The organism is Acidimicrobiia bacterium (genome assembly GCA_040878325.1).
Taxonomy (GTDB): domain Bacteria; phylum Actinomycetota; class Acidimicrobiia; order Spongiisociales; family UBA11373; genus JAUYIV01.
In genome coordinates this window covers 265,649-282,085 of the sequence record JBBDMM010000006.1, presented here as the reverse complement: position 1 = coordinate 282,085, position 16,437 = coordinate 265,649, and the positions used below count along the sequence as shown (strand labels likewise).

At 66.4% G+C, this 16,437-nt stretch carries 16 protein-coding genes; 10 read left to right on the top strand and 6 right to left on the bottom strand.

Annotated features, from left to right (window positions below):
• Window positions 1-217 precede the first annotated feature (217 nt).
• Complete coding sequence (locus tag WD184_03990; protein ID MEX0825903.1) at window positions 218-1,054, top strand: PHP domain-containing protein; 837 nt, start codon at window positions 218-220, stop codon at window positions 1,052-1,054.
• A 102-nt stretch (window positions 1,055-1,156) separates the two neighbouring features.
• The gene (locus WD184_03985; protein MEX0825902.1) at window positions 1,157-2,434 is read left to right on the top strand and encodes a HAMP domain-containing sensor histidine kinase; all 1,278 of its coding nucleotides are present in this window, start codon (window positions 1,157-1,159) and stop codon (window positions 2,432-2,434) included.
• Here WD184_03985 and WD184_03980 read toward each other — a convergent pair.
• The 4 genes from WD184_03980 to WD184_03965 form a co-directional block, all read right to left on the bottom strand.
• Window positions 2,420-2,689, bottom strand: coding sequence for a hypothetical protein (locus WD184_03980; protein MEX0825901.1), 270 nt, complete (start codon window positions 2,687-2,689; stop codon window positions 2,420-2,422). The genes WD184_03985 and WD184_03980 overlap by 15 nt on opposite strands.
• A complete protein-coding gene (gene mce, locus WD184_03975) occupies window positions 2,686-3,090 on the bottom strand; it encodes a methylmalonyl-CoA epimerase (GenBank protein ID MEX0825900.1) in 405 nt (134 codons plus the stop codon). The genes WD184_03980 and mce overlap by 4 nt, the downstream gene beginning before the upstream one ends.
• A gap of 92 nt (window positions 3,091-3,182) precedes the next feature.
• Window positions 3,183-3,821 (bottom strand): class F sortase, encoded by a 639-nt coding sequence (locus WD184_03970; GenBank protein ID MEX0825899.1) that lies wholly within the window; start codon window positions 3,819-3,821, stop codon window positions 3,183-3,185.
• Between the two features lie 12 nt (window positions 3,822-3,833).
• Window positions 3,834-4,733 carry an ice-binding family protein gene (locus tag WD184_03965; protein MEX0825898.1) on the bottom strand — a complete coding sequence of 300 codons (900 nt, stop codon included), beginning with the start codon at window positions 4,731-4,733 and terminating at the stop codon, window positions 3,834-3,836.
• A gap of 185 nt (window positions 4,734-4,918) precedes the next feature.
• Between WD184_03965 and WD184_03960 the strand changes: the two genes are divergently transcribed.
• From WD184_03960 to WD184_03950, 3 genes are all read left to right on the top strand, one after another.
• A complete protein-coding gene (locus WD184_03960) occupies window positions 4,919-6,103 on the top strand; it encodes an acetyl-CoA C-acyltransferase (protein ID MEX0825897.1) in 1,185 nt (394 codons plus the stop codon).
• Window positions 6,100-7,089 carry a class II fructose-bisphosphatase gene (glpX, locus tag WD184_03955; protein MEX0825896.1) on the top strand — a complete coding sequence of 330 codons (990 nt, stop codon included), beginning with the start codon at window positions 6,100-6,102 and terminating at the stop codon, window positions 7,087-7,089. Before WD184_03960 ends, glpX begins: the two co-directional genes overlap by 4 nt.
• A gap of 171 nt (window positions 7,090-7,260) precedes the next feature.
• Complete coding sequence (locus WD184_03950; GenBank protein MEX0825895.1) at window positions 7,261-8,232, top strand: IS481 family transposase; 972 nt, start codon at window positions 7,261-7,263, stop codon at window positions 8,230-8,232.
• 49 nt (window positions 8,233-8,281) lie between these two features.
• Here the strand turns inward: WD184_03950 and recR are convergent, their stop codons facing one another.
• Both recR and dnaX read right to left on the bottom strand, forming a co-directional pair.
• A complete protein-coding gene (gene recR, locus WD184_03945) occupies window positions 8,282-8,875 on the bottom strand; it encodes a recombination mediator RecR (protein MEX0825894.1) in 594 nt (197 codons plus the stop codon).
• Between the two features lie 220 nt (window positions 8,876-9,095).
• Entirely contained in the window at window positions 9,096-10,862 is a 1,767-nt protein-coding gene (gene dnaX, locus WD184_03940; protein MEX0825893.1) for a DNA polymerase III subunit gamma/tau, read from the bottom strand.
• A gap of 223 nt (window positions 10,863-11,085) precedes the next feature.
• Between dnaX and WD184_03935 the strand changes: the two genes are divergently transcribed.
• The 5 genes from WD184_03935 (at window position 11,086) to phnE (WD184_03915) (ending at window position 16,406) form a co-directional block, all read left to right on the top strand.
• Complete coding sequence (locus tag WD184_03935) at window positions 11,086-11,880, top strand: transporter substrate-binding domain-containing protein (protein MEX0825892.1); 795 nt, start codon at window positions 11,086-11,088, stop codon at window positions 11,878-11,880.
• Window positions 11,881-12,155: 275 nt separating this feature from the next.
• Window positions 12,156-13,199 carry a PhnD/SsuA/transferrin family substrate-binding protein gene (locus tag WD184_03930; protein MEX0825891.1) on the top strand — a complete coding sequence of 348 codons (1,044 nt, stop codon included), beginning with the start codon at window positions 12,156-12,158 and terminating at the stop codon, window positions 13,197-13,199.
• A 119-nt stretch (window positions 13,200-13,318) separates the two neighbouring features.
• The gene (gene phnC, locus WD184_03925) at window positions 13,319-14,092 is read left to right on the top strand and encodes a phosphonate ABC transporter ATP-binding protein (protein ID MEX0825890.1); all 774 of its coding nucleotides are present in this window, start codon (window positions 13,319-13,321) and stop codon (window positions 14,090-14,092) included.
• Window positions 14,089-15,456, top strand: coding sequence for a phosphonate ABC transporter, permease protein PhnE (gene phnE, locus WD184_03920; GenBank protein ID MEX0825889.1), 1,368 nt, complete (start codon window positions 14,089-14,091; stop codon window positions 15,454-15,456). The genes phnC and phnE (WD184_03920) overlap by 4 nt, the downstream gene beginning before the upstream one ends.
• Window positions 15,453-16,406 (top strand): phosphonate ABC transporter, permease protein PhnE, encoded by a 954-nt coding sequence (gene phnE / locus WD184_03915; protein MEX0825888.1) that lies wholly within the window; start codon window positions 15,453-15,455, stop codon window positions 16,404-16,406. The genes phnE (WD184_03920) and phnE (WD184_03915) overlap by 4 nt, the downstream gene beginning before the upstream one ends.
• Window positions 16,407-16,437 lie beyond the last annotated feature (31 nt).

Below are 16,437 nucleotides of genomic sequence, written 5' to 3'. Positions count from 1 at the left end.
GCGACCTCGCGGGCGCACAGATCAGGGCCTTCTCTTGCGGAAGGCGGAAGGCTTCTGTTTCTCGCCCCGGAGGGGGGAGTACCCCGAAGGAGGGAGGGGGCGCTCAGACCAAGCGCGTCCTAGGAGCCTGGTCCCCCTCCTGCGGAAGGCGGAAGGCGGATGGCTGGAGGCGGAACGCGATTGCGCCCCGCTCACACCGGAAGCCCATACTCCCCCGATGCCCATTGACCTCCACACGCATTCCACCTATTCGGATGGGACCGTTTCGCCCTCGGACATCGTCGAGCGGGCGGTGGTGGCGGGGCTCAGCGCGGTTGCGCTCACCGACCACGACGGGTTCGAGGGGTTGATCGAGGCGGCGGGAGCCGCCGCGGGCCGCATCAGCTTCATTCCCGGGGTCGAGCTGTCGGTGGACTGGAACGGGCGGGCGATGCACCTCCTGGTCTACTGGGTCGAGGACGACTCCGGCCCGTTGCAGGACGCCTTGGCGGGGATCCGCGACAGCCGCTGGACCCGCAACGTCGAGATGATCGAAGCGCTACAGGCTCTCGGTATCGAAATCACTGTGGAGGAGGTGCTCGAGGAAGCGGGGCACGGTGTAGTGGGTCGACCTCACATCGCCGCAGTCCTTTGCCGCCGCGGGGTGACCGCGACGAACGCCGAGGCGTTCGAGCAATACCTCGGCTCCGGTGGGGTGGTCTATCGGCAGCGAAAGCGCCTCCTCGCCAGTGATGCCGTCGGTCTCGCCCGAGCCTCGGGAGGCGTCACCTCGGTGGCCCACCCCCACACCGTCGCCGAGTCTGTGGACGGATACCGGGAACTGTTCGAAGGGGTCGCCGCTCTCGGCGTCGACGGCATCGAGTGCCACTACGTGGAGTACGAGCCCGATCTCCGCACCCGCCTGGCGGCGTGGGCCGACGACCTGGGACTGGTCCCCACCGGAGGCAGCGACTACCACGGCGCCTACAAGCCCGGGATCGAGGTAGGCATCGGTCGCGGTGACCTCCGCGTCCCCGACGAATCGCTGGAGCGCCTCGCCGAACGCCGCCCTTGACCCGCCGGCGCCTCGTTTCTTACGCCTTGGGGGTCTTACGAAATGCGTCTTACGGCCTGCGACTTACTAAGGCACTAGTCCCTGGCGGCCGATACTGAATCGGTGACCACGGAACTCCGTTCCTCGAAACCCGGCGCCCCCGTCGACTACGGGCCCATCAGGGCCGGGTTTCAGCGCGTGCGCGCCCTTCTGGCGGGCACCATTCTGGTTCTCGCAATTGCGGGTGTCGCCGCCGGAGTACCGGGCTCTGCGCTGAAGGCGGTTGCATTCGGGACCGTCGTCGCCGACGCCCTCATCAGGTCTCGCCGTGCCGGGCGACCATTGGGATCCCTCTCCGTGGACGGGGTCGTCGCCGGATTCGCCGCTGGAGCCGGCGCGATGTTCGATGCACCGCTGGTTGCCTTCGGCGCATACGCCCTCGCAGCCTCTCTCACGTTTGGCGGTCTCCGCACCCTCCTCGCCGTGACCGGCATGACCGGAGTGGGCCTGGTCGCTCGCTCGGCGGTGCAAGGCATCACCGAAGCTGGATCGGTGCCGGCCGCCGGCGTGCTCTTTGACTGGCTCGAAGTCGGCGTCTATGTGGTTGCACTCGGCCTAACCCTCACCGCCGCGGGCCGGGTGCTCCAGGCGAGTCGCCGCCGCCAGGAGGCCGCTCTTGCCACCGAGCGACGCGCCTCCGAGATGAAGAACGAGTTCGTGTCGATGGTCACCCACGAGCTGCGGACGCCGCTGACGAACATCGCCGGCTTCGCCCTCACGATGCGCGAGTCGTGGCGCGATCTGGGCGAAGAGGAAGTCGACGAGTTTCTGAAGATCATCGTCGAGGAGTCTGAGCACCTCGCCAACCTTGTCGACGACGTACTGGCAATCCCCCGCCTCGAGGCCGGGCGTCTGCTCCTGGATGTCACCGAGTTCCCTCTACGGCCTGCGGCCTACAAGATCGCCAACCTGCTCTTCCCCGCCGGCGGGGAGAAGTCGGCTTCGGTGTCGATCGGAGGCAACGTGCAACTTCTCGCCGACCCCAACCGGGTCGAGCAAGTGCTGCGGAACCTCCTCGAGAACGCCCGCAAGTACGGTGGCGACCAAGTCACGGTCGAGGCAACACGACGTGACCGCGACTACCTGATCGTCATCGCCGATAACGGTCCTGGCGTCCCCCTCGAGGACCGCGAGCGGATCTTCTCTCCGTTCGAGCAGGTGAGCACCGGCAACACCCGGACGGAGAACGGGTTCGGCCTCGGTCTCGCGGTGTCCCACAACCTGGTCGAAGCGATGGGCGGACGGCTCTGGTACGAGAGCGGATTCCCAGTCGGTGCTCGTTTCTGCTTCACGCTGCCGGCCGCGGTCGGTGGCGAGCGGGAAGTGTCAGCCGTCGCCTGACGGCGTCGCGCCCGGGGGGACCGTGTCATCTTGGTCTGCGCCGGCCGGCCCCCAACTCCGCTCCCGCGGAGACTGTCGGGCAACCGACGGCGTCGCAACAGGACGCGGCCTGCCCGCCATCACCCATCGACTCTGCCGCAGCGGCTCGGGGGCGATCGATCTGAGTACCTCTTGCTCCTCCTCGAACCGCGCCAGTACCGCAAGGACTGCTGCCGTCTCGAGCGGCCCGATCGGCCCGCCTTCATCGACGATCACGACACCTCCACAAGTTCGATCAGGGTGCTCCCGAAAGCCTTCGGGTGCACGAACGCAATCCGATGCCCTCCCCCGCCGCGCCGCGGTACTCGGTCCACCAGTTGGGCCCCGGACGCTTCGAGATGGGCCAGGGCCGCCTCGATGTCGGCCACCTGAAAAGCGACATGATGCAGTCCTTCGCCGCGGGAGGCGAGAAAGCGGCCCACCGGAGTGTCATCCCCCAGCGGCATCAGTAGCTGCAGGTGAGAGCCCCCGAGGGGAACCATCGCCTCCTCGACGCCCTGCTCATCGATCACCTCGCGGTGGGACGGAGTCACCCCGTACTGCACAGCAAGGTCGGCAAGTGCGGCATCGAGGTCGCGTACTGCGACGGCGGTGTGGTGGATGTTGAGGGGAAGCACTCGTTTGAGGCTAACGGGCGCGACCTGGCCGTGTTCGCTCGGTGAATCGATTCCCGTTTCCCGGCCCGAGGATTCGGCAACGCGTCACAGATCTAGGCCTGGCCGGTAAGCGACGCAAACACGATGACGTTGTCGAGGTAGTGCCCGGTGTCGCGATCGAACTCACCACCACAGGTCACCAGCCGCAAGGTGGCGTTAGGAGTCTGGCCGTAGACGAGCAGCGTCGGAAACTCCACCTTTCGGTAGCGGCGCACCTCGTCCACCCGGAATATTGCAACAATGCCGTCGCCGCGGGTGATCCGGACCTCGTCCCCCGGTTGCAGCTTCCCGAGATCGAAGAACACCGACGGCCCATAACCCCCGGAGTCGACGTGCCCGAGAATCACGGCGGGACCGATCGACCCCGGCGTGGCGGAGTACTTGTACCACGCGGCCTCGTCGAACCGAGGTCCTGGCGCGGGGACTTCCAGCCGATTGTCGGGGGTGAGGCCAAGGTACTGCAGGGTGGAATGCACCCCGATCGCGGGTATGTCGATCGTGAGCGGTGGCGAAGGAGGAAGGGCAAGGGCCGCACCGGCTCCCGTCACCGAGGGCTCGGATGAGTCGACCGCCGCCAGGGGCGGCTGCGGAGGACTGAGCTGTGCCGAAAGCGCCAGCGCGATCGCTGCTACCCCGCCGACAATCAGTGCCACTGAGATCGCCGTGACGACGCGAGTCGGGCGCGAGGCCATGAACCCCCCGGGTCAGCTCGCTGCGCCGCGGCGCGAAAGTCGCCGACCAAGCGCGAACGCCGCGACCCCGCCTGCGAGAAGCGCCGCGCCGAGGATCAACAGCGGGCCATTCTCGATACCCGAAGTCGAGCCGCCACCGGTGTCGATCGGCCCGTCGGGCAAAGAGGTCGTGGTCGTGGTGCCGGACCCGTCGTCGGACTGGCACACCGCTCGGGTGATGGTATTGGTGTCCATCGTGACGGCGCCGTTTCGGGCCAGAACGCGGCCCTCGACGCTCGCACCCGTGACGAGGGTGATGGACTCCAACGCCAGGATGTTTCCGCGGAAAGTCGTACCGGCCTCGATCGTCGCCGAGCTTCCGACCTGCCAGAAGACGTTGCACGCCTGGCCGGAGTTGATGATGCTCACCACCGCGCCCGTCGCCGACTTCAACGTGGATTCGGTCAGGAACACGAAGACGGCATCGGGGTCACCTTCGGCATTGAGGATCAGCGTCCCGGTGATTTCAAAGGTGCCGTCGGCAGAGTCGTACACGCCGGGGAGGAGCGTTGCACCACCCAGCTCGGTGCCAATGGTCGACACTGGCCCGCTTCCCGCAGCGGTGTTGTAGGCGGTCACCAGGTCGTTCTTTGCGCTCAGGGCCACACCGTCGGCCGTGTGAAGATCGCCGTTCAGTGTCACAGAACCGAAGCCCGTCACCGAACTCGCGTCCCCAGGGTGGATGCCCACGTCTCCGGTGATGGTTGTAGGCCCGGTGTTGGAGATGGCAGACCCGGCGAGGACCGCGAAGTCGCCTGCCGTACCCAAGCCGGGGGCCACGGCAGCAAATGCTGCCAACGCCCCAAAGACAAGGGGCACCGCGATCATCACCACAACTTTTGAGCGGAACCTCTGTCGACGATTTGATGCCATATCTGGTTTCCTCATGGTGCGTGGGGGCCCGGTGTCTGAAACTGCCAGCATCTTAGGCCCACCGGCCGATGGTTGCGAGCAGCAAAGCACCCGATTCTCCGCGGCACCCCCACAACACCGCGGAGCCGGTGAAAGGCAACGATCACCGATCCATTGGGGGCTCGGTGATTCCGTACACTCAGGGCATGCCCACCGTCATCGTTGGCCTCGCTCGAACGCCGATCGGACGATTTGGCGGCGTGTTCCAACCGCTGCGAGCAGTCGACCTCGGCGCCGCGGCGATGAAGGGGGCGTTGGAGCGGTCGGGTCTCGAGGCTGCCCGCATCGACGAGGTCCTGTTCGGGCATGTGCTCCAGGCGGGCGCCGGGCAGATCACCTCGCGTCAGGCCGCCGTCCTGGGCGGGGTACCCATGACGGTGCCCTCCACGACCATCAACAAGGTATGCCTCTCGGGCATGGCGGCGATCGCGATGGGCGACAGGGACATTCGCCTCGGCGAAGCGACGTTCGTGTTGGCGGGGGGCATGGAGTCGATGACCAACGCCCCGTACCTGCTCCCGACCGGGCGCTGGGGAGCGCGGATGGGCGACGCCGCAATCGTCGACTCCTTGACCCACGACGGCCTGTGGTGCGCCTTCGACAAGTGCACGATGGGCGAGTCGTCGGATGCCAAGAACTCGGTGCTCGGAATCGGACGGGCAGAACAGGACGAATGGGCAGCGGAAAGCCACCGACGCGCTGCGGCTGCAGCGGCATCCGGCGGGCCCTTCGAGGACGAGAACATCCGGGTGTCGGTGCCCCAGCGGAAGGGCGGCCCGCTCGAAGTGACCCTGGATGAGGGGGTCCGGGCGGACGCCACCGAGTCCTCACTCGCCGCGCTGCGACCCGCCTTCGCACCGGACGGGACCATCACCGCAGGCAACGCCTCCCAGATCTCCGACGGGGCAGCCGCGGTGGTGCTGGCCGACTCAGCCGCCGCCGATGCCGCCGGCTTGCCGATTGTCGCCGAGATCCTTGGGTACGGCCAGGTGGGCGGTCCCGATGCCACGCTTCATGAACGGCCCGCCGAAGCCATCAGGATCGCCCTCAAACGCACCCGGCTGTCGCCGTCCGACCTCGACCTGGTGGAGATCAATGAGGCATTCGCCGCGGTGGCCCTGTGGTCGGCGCGAATGCTCGACATCCCCCATGACCGCGTCAACGTGAACGGCGGAGCGATCGCTCTCGGCCATCCGCTCGGGGCAACCGGGGCGCGCATCGTTGTGACCCTGGTGAACGCACTTCGCCACCGCGGTGGGGGCGTCGGCGCCGCCGCCCTGTGTGGGGGCGGCGGCCAGGGCGACGCAATCGTGGTGCGGGTGCCCGGATGAGCGACAAGCCAGTCGATCACAACCTTGCCCTCGATCTGGCGCGGGTGACCGAGGCGGCCGCGATGGCGGCCGCCCGGCTACAGGGTCGGGGCGAGAAGAACTCGGTGGATCAGGCCGCCGTCGACGCCATGCGAGCGGTGCTCGACACCATCGACATGGATGGCGTGGTCGTCATCGGTGAGGGCGAGAAGGATTCGGCACCGATGCTCGCCAACGGCGAGCGGGTCGGCAACGGGCGGCCACCCCGCGTCGACGTCGCCGTCGACCCGGTCGATGGCACCCGACTCACCGCCGAGGGACGTCCGGGAGCGCTCGCCGTGCTCGCCCTGGCCGACCAAGGGAGCATGTATGCCCCCGGGAGACTCGTCTACATGGACAAGATCGCGGTGGGCGAACAGGCAGCCGGGGTCATCGATCTCGATGCTCCTGTCGAACACAACCTCAAACGAATCGCCCAGGCGCTCGGCAAGGACGTCGACGACCTGACCGCGATCATCCTCGACCGCCCCCGCAACCAGCCTCATGTCGACGCGGTACGCAAGGCCGGTGCCCGCATCCACCTCATCCACGACGGCGACATCTCGGGAGCGATCGCAACCGCGGTTCCCGAAAGCGCCATCGACGTGCTCCTGGGGATCGGTGGGTCGCCCGAGGCGGTGACGGCGGCCTGCGCCATGCTGTGCCTCGGTGGTGAGATCCAGTGCCGGCTGTGGCCGCGGGATGACTCCGAGCGTGCCTATGCGGCCGAGGCCGGCCTGGACCTCGACCAGATCATCGGCACCCGCGACCTGGTCTCCTCCGACAACGTGTTCTTTGCCGCCACCGGCGTCACCACCGGCGAGTTGCTCGACGGAGTGCGCTTCGTCCCCGACGGCGCCGAGACCCACACCGTCGTTATGCGGTCACGCACCGGCACCGTCCGCTTCATCCGCGCCCAACACCGCTTCGACCGCCTCGGGAAGATGACGGGGGCCTACGAGGCGTAGGCCCCGCTTCGCTCGGCCTGCGATTGGCGATTGGCGATTCCCGGACCGTGGATTTTGCGGGTAGCGGGCAGCGGGTAGCTGTACTCGGCCAGGACGTTGGTGACACTTTGACATGAGTGAAGACCTCCGAGTGGAGTGGAGATGTCTGTCTTCAACCCACCGGAGGTCTTCATGGGTCACCGTAATGCTCGCTTGACGTTTCAGGGCCGTTGTTTGTTGGTCGACCGGGTGGGGCAGGGGATGCCGGTGGCGCATGTCGCTGCGGCGATGGGGGTGTCGCGTCAGTGTGCTCACCGGTGGGTGGCGCGGTTTGCTGCCGAGGGTCGGGAAGGGTTGTGGGATCGTTCGTCGCGTCCGCGTCGGATGCCGGCTCGGACGGCTCCTGAAGTGGAGGCGGTGGTGGTGGCCGCCCGGGTGCAGCATCGGCGTGGTGCGGACTGGCTGGGCGCCGAGTTGGGGATCCCGGCGCGGACGGTGAGCCGGATCTTGATGCGGCACCGGCTGCCCCGGCTGGCGGAGTGTGACCCTTTGACCGGGGAACGGATCCGGGCCTCGAAGGCGACTGCGGTGCGTTATGAGCGGGACCGGCCGGGGGAGCTGGTGCACGTCGATGTCAAGAAACTGGGCCGTATCCCCGAGGGAGGCGGCTGGTTGGCCCGAGGGCGGCTGGGAAGCCGAACCGGGGCCGAGCGGCGGGCCCGTATCGGCTACGACTACGTGCACTCGGCGGTCGATGACCACAGCCGGCTCGCCTACTCCGAGATCCTCGATGACGAACAGGCCGACACCTGCGCCGGATTCATCACCCGGGCCGCCGCATTCTTCACCGGTGAGGGCATCGACCGCATCGAGGCGGTAATGACCGACAACGCCTGGCCCTACACCAAGAGCAGTTCTTTCGCCCAGGCCCTCGCAGCCCTAGGAGCCCGACATCTCACCATCCGGCCCCACTGCCCCTGGCAAAACGGCAAGGTGGAACGCTTCAACCGCACCCTGCAAACCGAATGGGCCTACCGGCAGATCTTCACCAACAACCACCACCGAACCCAGGCCCTGCAACCATGGCTCCGCTACTACAACCACCAACGGCGTCACAGCGCCCTCGGAGGACTCCCACCCATCAGCAGACTGTCACCAACCTGATGGCCGAGTACAGGTAGCGGGCAGCGGGGAGGCCGGCGCAGTCGGCCGACTACAGCTCTAAACGCCCCGCTAGAGCTCTACCAAGAGTTATCTCGTCGGCGTAGTCGAGGTCGCCACCCACCGGGAGACCGCTGGCAAGTCTGGTGACCTTGACGCCGAGAGGCTTCAGAAGGCGGGCGAGGTACAGGGCGGTGGTGTCGCCCTCGACGGTGGGGTTGGTGGCGGCGATGACCTCCTTGATCCCCTCGTCATCGATGCGGGCGACCAACTCTCTCATCCGCAGTTGCTCGGGTCCGATGCCTTCGATCGGCGAGATCGAGCCGCCCAGGACGTGATACCGACCCCGAAATTCCTGGGTTCGTTCGATGACCACGATGTCCTGGGCGCGCTCGACCACACACACGGCCGATGGATCCCGGCGCACATCACGGCAGATCGAGCACTGCTCGGTGTCGGTGACGTTGAAGCAACGGGCGCAGAGACGCACCTCCTGGCGCATCGTCGTGATCGACTCGGCGAGGCGCCGGGCATCCTCCTCCTCGATGTGGAGCAGATGGAACGCAAGCCGCTGCGCCGATTTCTGCCCGATCCCGGGCAGACGCGCCAGCTCATCGATCAACCGCTGAACCGGAGCTTCGAACATGGCAGGAGGGTAACGGCCTCGCTTCGCTCGGCCTGCGATTGGCGATTTGCGATTTGCGCAAATGCCTCGCTTCGCTCAGCCGCAATGCGCAATGCGCAATGCGCTTACCGGGTTCCGCCCTTCGCACCGTGCGGCGGCCCGCGTAGCCCCGCGATGCCAGCGCCGGGAACGCCACCGCGAGCACCGGATCTGCCTTTCGACGCCGCCCCGAAGGGGCGGCTTACTCCACTACTTCACCGCCCAGTAGGTCGACGACCAGGTCGGTGGGGTCGATGGCTCCGGCGGTGGCTTCGTCCATGTCGGCCTCGTCGGGGGCGCGGCCCGGATCGGCACTGACCTCGGGTTCTACTTGCACCGCCCCTGAGCGGTAGGCGACCCGCGCCGAGCCGCCGAGGACGTCGGCGAGAACGGAGATCACGATGGCATTCAAACGGTCGTCCTCGGACAGGGCATCGAGGTGGAATTTGAACTGCTCGGGGATCTCGAGCACCAGGGTCGAACCGTCGACTGCCGCTGGCCGAGCCTCCCGGAAGAATGCAAAACGCCGGGGCCCGGCCTCGTCCCGGATCCGCGCCACGATCGCCGGCCACTTCTCGTCGACGACATCCAGGTCGAATACGGCCGACGGGGTCAACTCTGCAGCCGCCGCGGGCTCCTGAACCGGCGCCGTGACCGCGAAAGGGGCATCGGAGGCGGAGACCCCGGCTGCGGTGTCAGGAGACGACGCCACCGTCGGCGGAATCGGCAAGGCGACGGCTGCTGAGGGCGCGGGGGCGGGAGCCGTGGGGCTCGGTTCCGCCGGCGCCGAGGCGGGAGCGGGCGCCCCCGCCCGGCGGAGCCGTTCCTCGACCCGATCGAGCCGGCCGGCGAGCGAGACCGGGTCGGTGGCGGTCTCGGGGCGGGTCATCTGGAGCAGGGCGAGCTCCACGACCAAGCGCTCCTCGCGTCCCTCCCGCAACTGCACGAGGGCATCGCCGAGCCGGTCGATGCACCGGAGGACATCAGATGGCTCCAGCTTGTCGGCGAGACTCTTCCACTCCTCTATCACTTCGGTCGGCTCGTCGACGATCTCCGCGAGATTCGGGGCGTACTGCGCCAGGAACAGGCCGCGGAACAGCTCGAGGGCGTCGGACACAAACCGCCGCAGATCCGCGCCCTCGGCGGCGATCTGGGCAGCGAGGGTGAGGACCCCGGCGGCATCCTCCTTGGCGATGAGCCCGATCAGCCGGGCGAAAGCGTCTGGCGCGGCCAGGCCGAGGGCTCTGGTCACGCCTTTCGAATCGACGGTTCCGAGACCTAGCGCCGCAACTTGTTCGAGCAACCCGAGCGCATCGCGGGCGCTACCGCCGGCGTGCCGAGCAATCAATGCCAGCGCATCGTGGGTCGCCTCGATGTCCTCTGCGCCGGCAACCCGTGACAGGTGGGCGATCAGTGCCTCCGATCCGATCGGATGGAAATCGAAGCGCTGGGTGCGGCTGCGAATGGTGTCGGGGAGCTTGTACGGCTCAGTCGTTGCCAGCACGAAGAGAGCGTGCTCCGGCGGCTCCTCGAGGGTCTTGAGCAACGCGTTCGCCGCCGCCCGCGACAGCATGTGAGCCTCGTCGAGGATGTACACCCGCTTGGCGCCACCGACGCTGGCGACCGTACCGACGTTGGCCCGGATCTCCCGCACGTCCTCGACCTTGTTGTGCGAGGCGGCGTCCAATTCGATCACATCCATCGACGATCCCTCGGTGATGGCGAGACAGGACAGGCACACGTTGCACGGCTCGCCGTCCTCGCGCCGGTCGGGGCAGTTGATGGCCTTGGCGAGGATGCGCGCCGTGGTGGTCTTGCCGGTGCCTCGTGGCCCGGCAAAGAGATAGGCGTGCCCCAGCTTCTCGGCCACGACCTCGCGTGCCAGCGTCTCGGTCACGTGCCCCTGTCCCACCACATCGGCGAATCCTTGGGGCCGATGGGTGCGATAGAGGGCGCGGTACTGGGTCACGCGCTGATGGTAACGGGAGCCAACGAGCACAAGCAGGGGGCAGTTCCGCAATCCGCAATGCGCGACGCGTTGGAGGCACCAGCGAACTCCTAACGGTTCTGCCTAATCGCCAATCGCCAATCGCCAATCGCCAATCGCCAATCGAAGCCTGCCCAGTTGCCAGTCCTTACTAACCTCCTACACGCGCGCTTGCGCGCCTGAATACCAATTAGGAGCAATCGAAATGCGACTACGCAGCATGCTGTGGTTGGTCGTCGTTCTCGCCCTGCTTGCAGCGGCTTGCGGCGACGACGATGCGACCGATCTGACAAAGACCCCCGGGGTGCTTCTCGTCGGGTCGGACATTCCGTTCCCGCCGTTCGAGGACTATGCCGGCGACACCGTGGTCGGCTTCGACGCCGACCTGATCAACGAGATCGCGTCACGGCTCGACCTCACCGCCGAGTGGGTGGCGACGCCGTTCGACACGATCTTCACCCAATTGGCCACCGGCCAATTCGACGTGGTCGCCTCAGCGACGACAATCACGCCGGAACGGTCAGAGTTGGTGAACTTCACGGTTCCCTACTACAAGGCCCAGCAGGCGTTGACGGTGAACACCGCGGCCCGCCCCGACATCACCAGCGTTGAAGACCTCGGCGACGGCGACCGTGTCGCGGTGCAGAGCGGCACCACCGGAGCCGCCTGGGCCACCGAGAACCTCGCCCCCCTCGGGGTCGAGGTCGTGGAGTACCCGAGTGCGCCCGACACCTACAACGCCCTCGAAGGCGCACAGGTGGACGGCGTGATCTTCGATGAGCCTTCGGCGGTCGAGGAATCGGCCAATCGCGCGGATCTCGCGGTGGTCGCCGTGATCGACACCGACGAGGACTACGGGTTCGGGGTGGATCCCGCCCGGGAGACCCTGCTCGCGGAGATGAACCGGGTTCTCCAGGAGATGTTCGACGACGGCACCTACCAGGCGATTTACGACACCTGGTTCGAGGCCCCCGCCGGCAGCGTCCTGTACTCAGGCTGAGAAGAGAAAGATCAGAAAGGGGGGAGGGGCTCAGGCCCCTCCCCCCTTTCGCGTGGTTCCCACCCAGTCCCCAGTCCCCAGTCCGGCAACACTCTTGCGGAGGCGGGAGGCGGAGGGCGGAAGGCCGGGGCCGCCCAGATTCCTGTCCCCCGACCGTGATAGCCTCATATCAGTGCCACCGGAATTGCTGAGGTCGATTTGGAGTGGGGTCCCGACCCGTTGCGGGCCCGACACTCGGCGTTCAGTTGGGCAACGAAACACAAGGGAGCAATCACATGCGCGCACGTAAGTGGGCGGCGCTTGTCCTGGTATTGGGACTCGTAGCAGCCGCCTGTGGGGATGACGATGGTGGTGACGAGGGTGAGTGGCCGGAGAAGCTGGTATTCGGCTTCGTGCCATCTCAGGAAGCCGGCGAGTTGCAGGACGATGTCGACACGCTCGCCGCAATTCTGGCCGACGCCCTCGATATCGAGGTCGAAGGCTTCGTAGCCACCGACTATGTCGGTCTCGGTACCGCGATGGGAACCGGACAGGCCGACCTCGGCGCGTTCGGACCTGCCGGATACGTTCTGGCGAGCCGGACCTACTCCAATTTGGAGCTCTTGGCCCAGTCAGTCCGCTTTGGCGATCCGACCTACCACGCCCAGTGGTACACCAACGATCCGTCGATCTGCGGAGCCGACCCGGTCGAGGGTGCCTTCTACTACGACGCCAGTGGCAATGTCGTAGCAGTCGGCCCGACCGACACTCCTGCCCTGCAGGTGGGTTGGAATGGCGACGGAACCCGTGACACGGAAACTTCCGCGGGTCTGCGTTGCCCTGAGCCGGTGTCGCTCGATGTGGTCGTGGGCAAGACGATCGCCTTCCCTGGCGAGCAGTCGACCTCCGGCTATATCTTCCCGACCATCCAGTTGCAGGATGCCGGGATCACCGACGACCAGTACGAGTCGACTTTCTTCGGCGGCAGCCACGACCTGGCGGTCACCGCGGTCTACAACGGTGATGCCGAAATCGGGCTGTCGTTCGACGATGCCCGCCGTGCGATCCGCGAGGACTTCCCGGACGTCGGTGAGAAGATCATTGTCTTCAACATCTCCGACCGGATTGCCAACGACGTCATCGCCATTCGCGGCGACCTGCCGGACGACCTGAAGGAGGCAATCTTCCAGGCACTGTCCGACTTCATCGCCACCGAGGAAGGCGCCCTGGTGATGGATGCCCTCTACAGCTGGACCGCGCTCACCCGCGCGGATGCCACGACGGAGGCGTCGCTGGTGCCAATCGGTGCTGCGATCGACCGTCTCGGCTTCGGTACCTGATCCCGAACTAGGACGAATGCGTAGAGGGGCCGCTCGCAAGAGCGGCCCCTCTTGCATACCGGGAAGTCGAACGGTCTTGAGCGGCTAGCCTCGGAATTCGAGCGCGTGAGGAGCCCCCTTTGATCGAGTTCGAGAATGTCGAAGTCACGTACCGCGGGGGCCTCAAGGCGCTCAAGGGCGTCAGCCTCACCATCCCGCAGGGTGAACTCGTCGTGATCGTCGGATTGTCCGGTGCCGGCAAGTCGACGCTCCTCCGGGCGGTGAACGGCCTGGTCCCGATCACCGGCGGCTCCGTCAAAGTGAACGGCGTCGAAGTCCGCGGCGCCTCGGCGTCCACCCTCCGCGAACTCCGGTCCGAGATCGGGATGATCTTCCAGACTTTCAACCTGGTGACCCGGACTTCGGTGATCAACAACGTGTTGATGGGTCGGCTTGCCAAGGTCAGCTGGTGGCGGGCGATGCTCGGCGCATGGCCCGCCGCCGACCGGGAGGTCGCCTTCAAGGCAATGGAGAGAGTCGAGATCGTCGAGAAAGCATATGTCAGGGCTAGTGACCTCTCCGGCGGCCAGCAACAGCGAGTGGGGATTGCCCGAGCCCTTGCCCAGGAGCCGTCGATCATCCTCGCCGACGAGCCGGTGGCTTCCCTCGACCCAGTCACCTCCCACCACGTGATGCGTGACCTTCGCCGCATCAACCGGGATCTCAACATCACCACGATCATCAACCTCCACTTCCTCGACCTGGCACGCGCCTACGGCAAGCGACTCATCGGGCTGAGGGCGGGGGAACTCGTCTACGACGGCGACATCGCCGACGTTCAGGAATCGACCTTCCGGGAGATCTACGGCCGATCGGTGACCCCGGACGACCTGCTGGAGGGCGCCGAACTGTGACGGTCGAGGCCCCGGTCCAGCTGCGACCCGATCCCCCGCTGCGCGTCCGGACCATGTTCGTTCCGTTGCTGGTGGCAACGGTCGGTTTTGTCGGGGGCGGCTTCCTCGGCACATACCTTTCGGGCGCAATTTGGGGCGTTGTTGCCGCGGGTGGGTTCTTGCTCGCGTTGCGCATCGGGCACATCGCATTTACCCCGATCTCGGGTGGAATCCTCTCTGCAGGAGTCATCGCCTCCACGGTCCTGACCACGGTCGTCCTCCCTGGTACGCCCCAGGCGGTCGACGTGATGATGTGCGTGCGGTTCACGCTCGCCTGGCTTCCCGCGGCCGCGGCTGCCGCGTGGTTTGCCCGCTACAAGGGGTCATCGCCATCGGCGGCGGTCAACGTGGCTCTCTCCTGGTTGGCGGGGGCGGCGGTGGCAATGCCGGCCGCGGTGTCGTTCGGAGTGACCAACCCCATCGAAGGCTTGCGGCGCAGTCAGGATCCGGTCTTCGGGGCAGGCGACTACGCCATCGTGGCGCTGGCGTTGGCCATGTTTGGAGGGGCCGCATTGCTGGCGGTGGTCTCCAAGCTCCCGACGCTCACCGTCGGCAGCATCTTGCTGTTCATGACCGTGTACGCCGCGTCGCAGGTCGGGTTCACCATTCCCGGCCTCGTGCGGAACATCGGGAACATCGTCAAAGTCCCCAACTTCTGGCCGCCCGACTTCGGGTGGGCCATAGGCGGCGGCGACTGGTGGTGGTTCCCCTCATGGGAATTCGGGAATCCAAACCGGGGAAACCCCTTGGTCGAGACCCTCCGCATCTCGATGATCGCCTCCACGATCGGCGTGTCGATCGCTCTTCCGCTCGCATTCCTCGCCTCGAGCCTGACGGCTCCGAACCGACCGATCTACCTGATCGACAAGGGTTTCATCAGTCTGATCAGGACAGTCCCCGACCTCTTCTGGGCAATGATCTTCGTTACGTCGGTCGGGTCCGGCGCTTTTGCCGGGGCGCTCGCCTTGGTTTTCTTCTCGCTTGCGATCATGGCGAAGCTGCTCTCCGAAACGGTCGATGCTGCCGACCCCGGACCGCTCGAAGCTGCGAAGACGAGCGGATCCCGGCACTTCCCCGCCGTCCGAGCGGCCGTGCTTCCCCAGGTGCTCCCGAACTACGTGGCGTACGCCCTCTACGTCTTCGAGATCAACGTCCGGGCCTCGGTCGTGCTCGGGGTAGTCGGTGCGGGCGGAATCGGACAGGTGCTCGACGCGCAGAGACTCTTCTATCGGTTCGACCGGGTGCTGGCAGTGGTGATGCTGATCTTCGTCGTGGTGTTCGTCATCGAACAGATCAGCATCGCCCTCCGCAGGCGGCTCGTATGACCAGCCTCCCGCAGCAGATCCGCCCGGCCGCTCCAATCGGGCCAAGGGTGTTCCGCTGGGCGGTTGCGGTTGCCGTGATCGTCCCCGCAATCTGGGGGGCGATGGGACTGAATGTGTCCCTCGACCGCCTATTGAGCGCTCCCGCCGACGTTTGGAACATTCTCAGCAAGTTGATGGTGCCCGACCTGAGCGCCGATGCCGTCCAGCGGGCACTCCCCAAGATCATGGAGTCGTTCTTCATCGCCTGGATCGGCACGATGATCGGCGCGTTCTTCTCCTTCCCGATGGCCTTTCTCGCAGCCAAGAACGTCAGCCCCGCCGCGGTGAGCAATATCACCCGACAGTTCCTCAACGGAATCCGTGCCATCCCCGAACTGCTGGTGGCGATCATCCTGATCCCGGTGACCGGGCTCGGAGCCTGGACCGGAACCCTCGCCCTCGGCATCCACTCCATCGGCACCCTGGGCAAGTTGTCATCGGAGGTGATCGAAGGAATCGACGATGGCCCCGTCGAGGCAGTCGCTGCCGTCGGGGGCGGGCCCATCGCCCGGATGCGGTTCGGAGTGGTTCCGCAGGTGATGCCCAACATCCTGGCCTACTGGCTCTACCGGTTCGAGATCAACATCAGAGCATCGGCGGTCCTCGGCGTGGTGGGGGCCGGAGGTATCGGCGGCGAGTTGATCGCTCAGTTGAGGTTCCGCAACTACTCGCGGGCCAGCACCGTCCTCGTACTCACGATTGCGGCGGTCCTTGCCGTCGATGCCATTTCGGCTCGCATCCGCCGACGCCTCATCAGTGGGCATCGCGAGCCCGGGCCGGTAGCGCAGTTCATCAACGGACCGATATGGAAGCGGGCCCTCATTCTGGCGGGGGCCGCGGCGGTCATCGGATTCCTGACCTTCCTGGCGGTACAGCTGCAGACCGATGTAGCCCTCCTCGATCGTGGATGAAGCCAAGCGCTCAGAAACCGAGTCTTCGAGT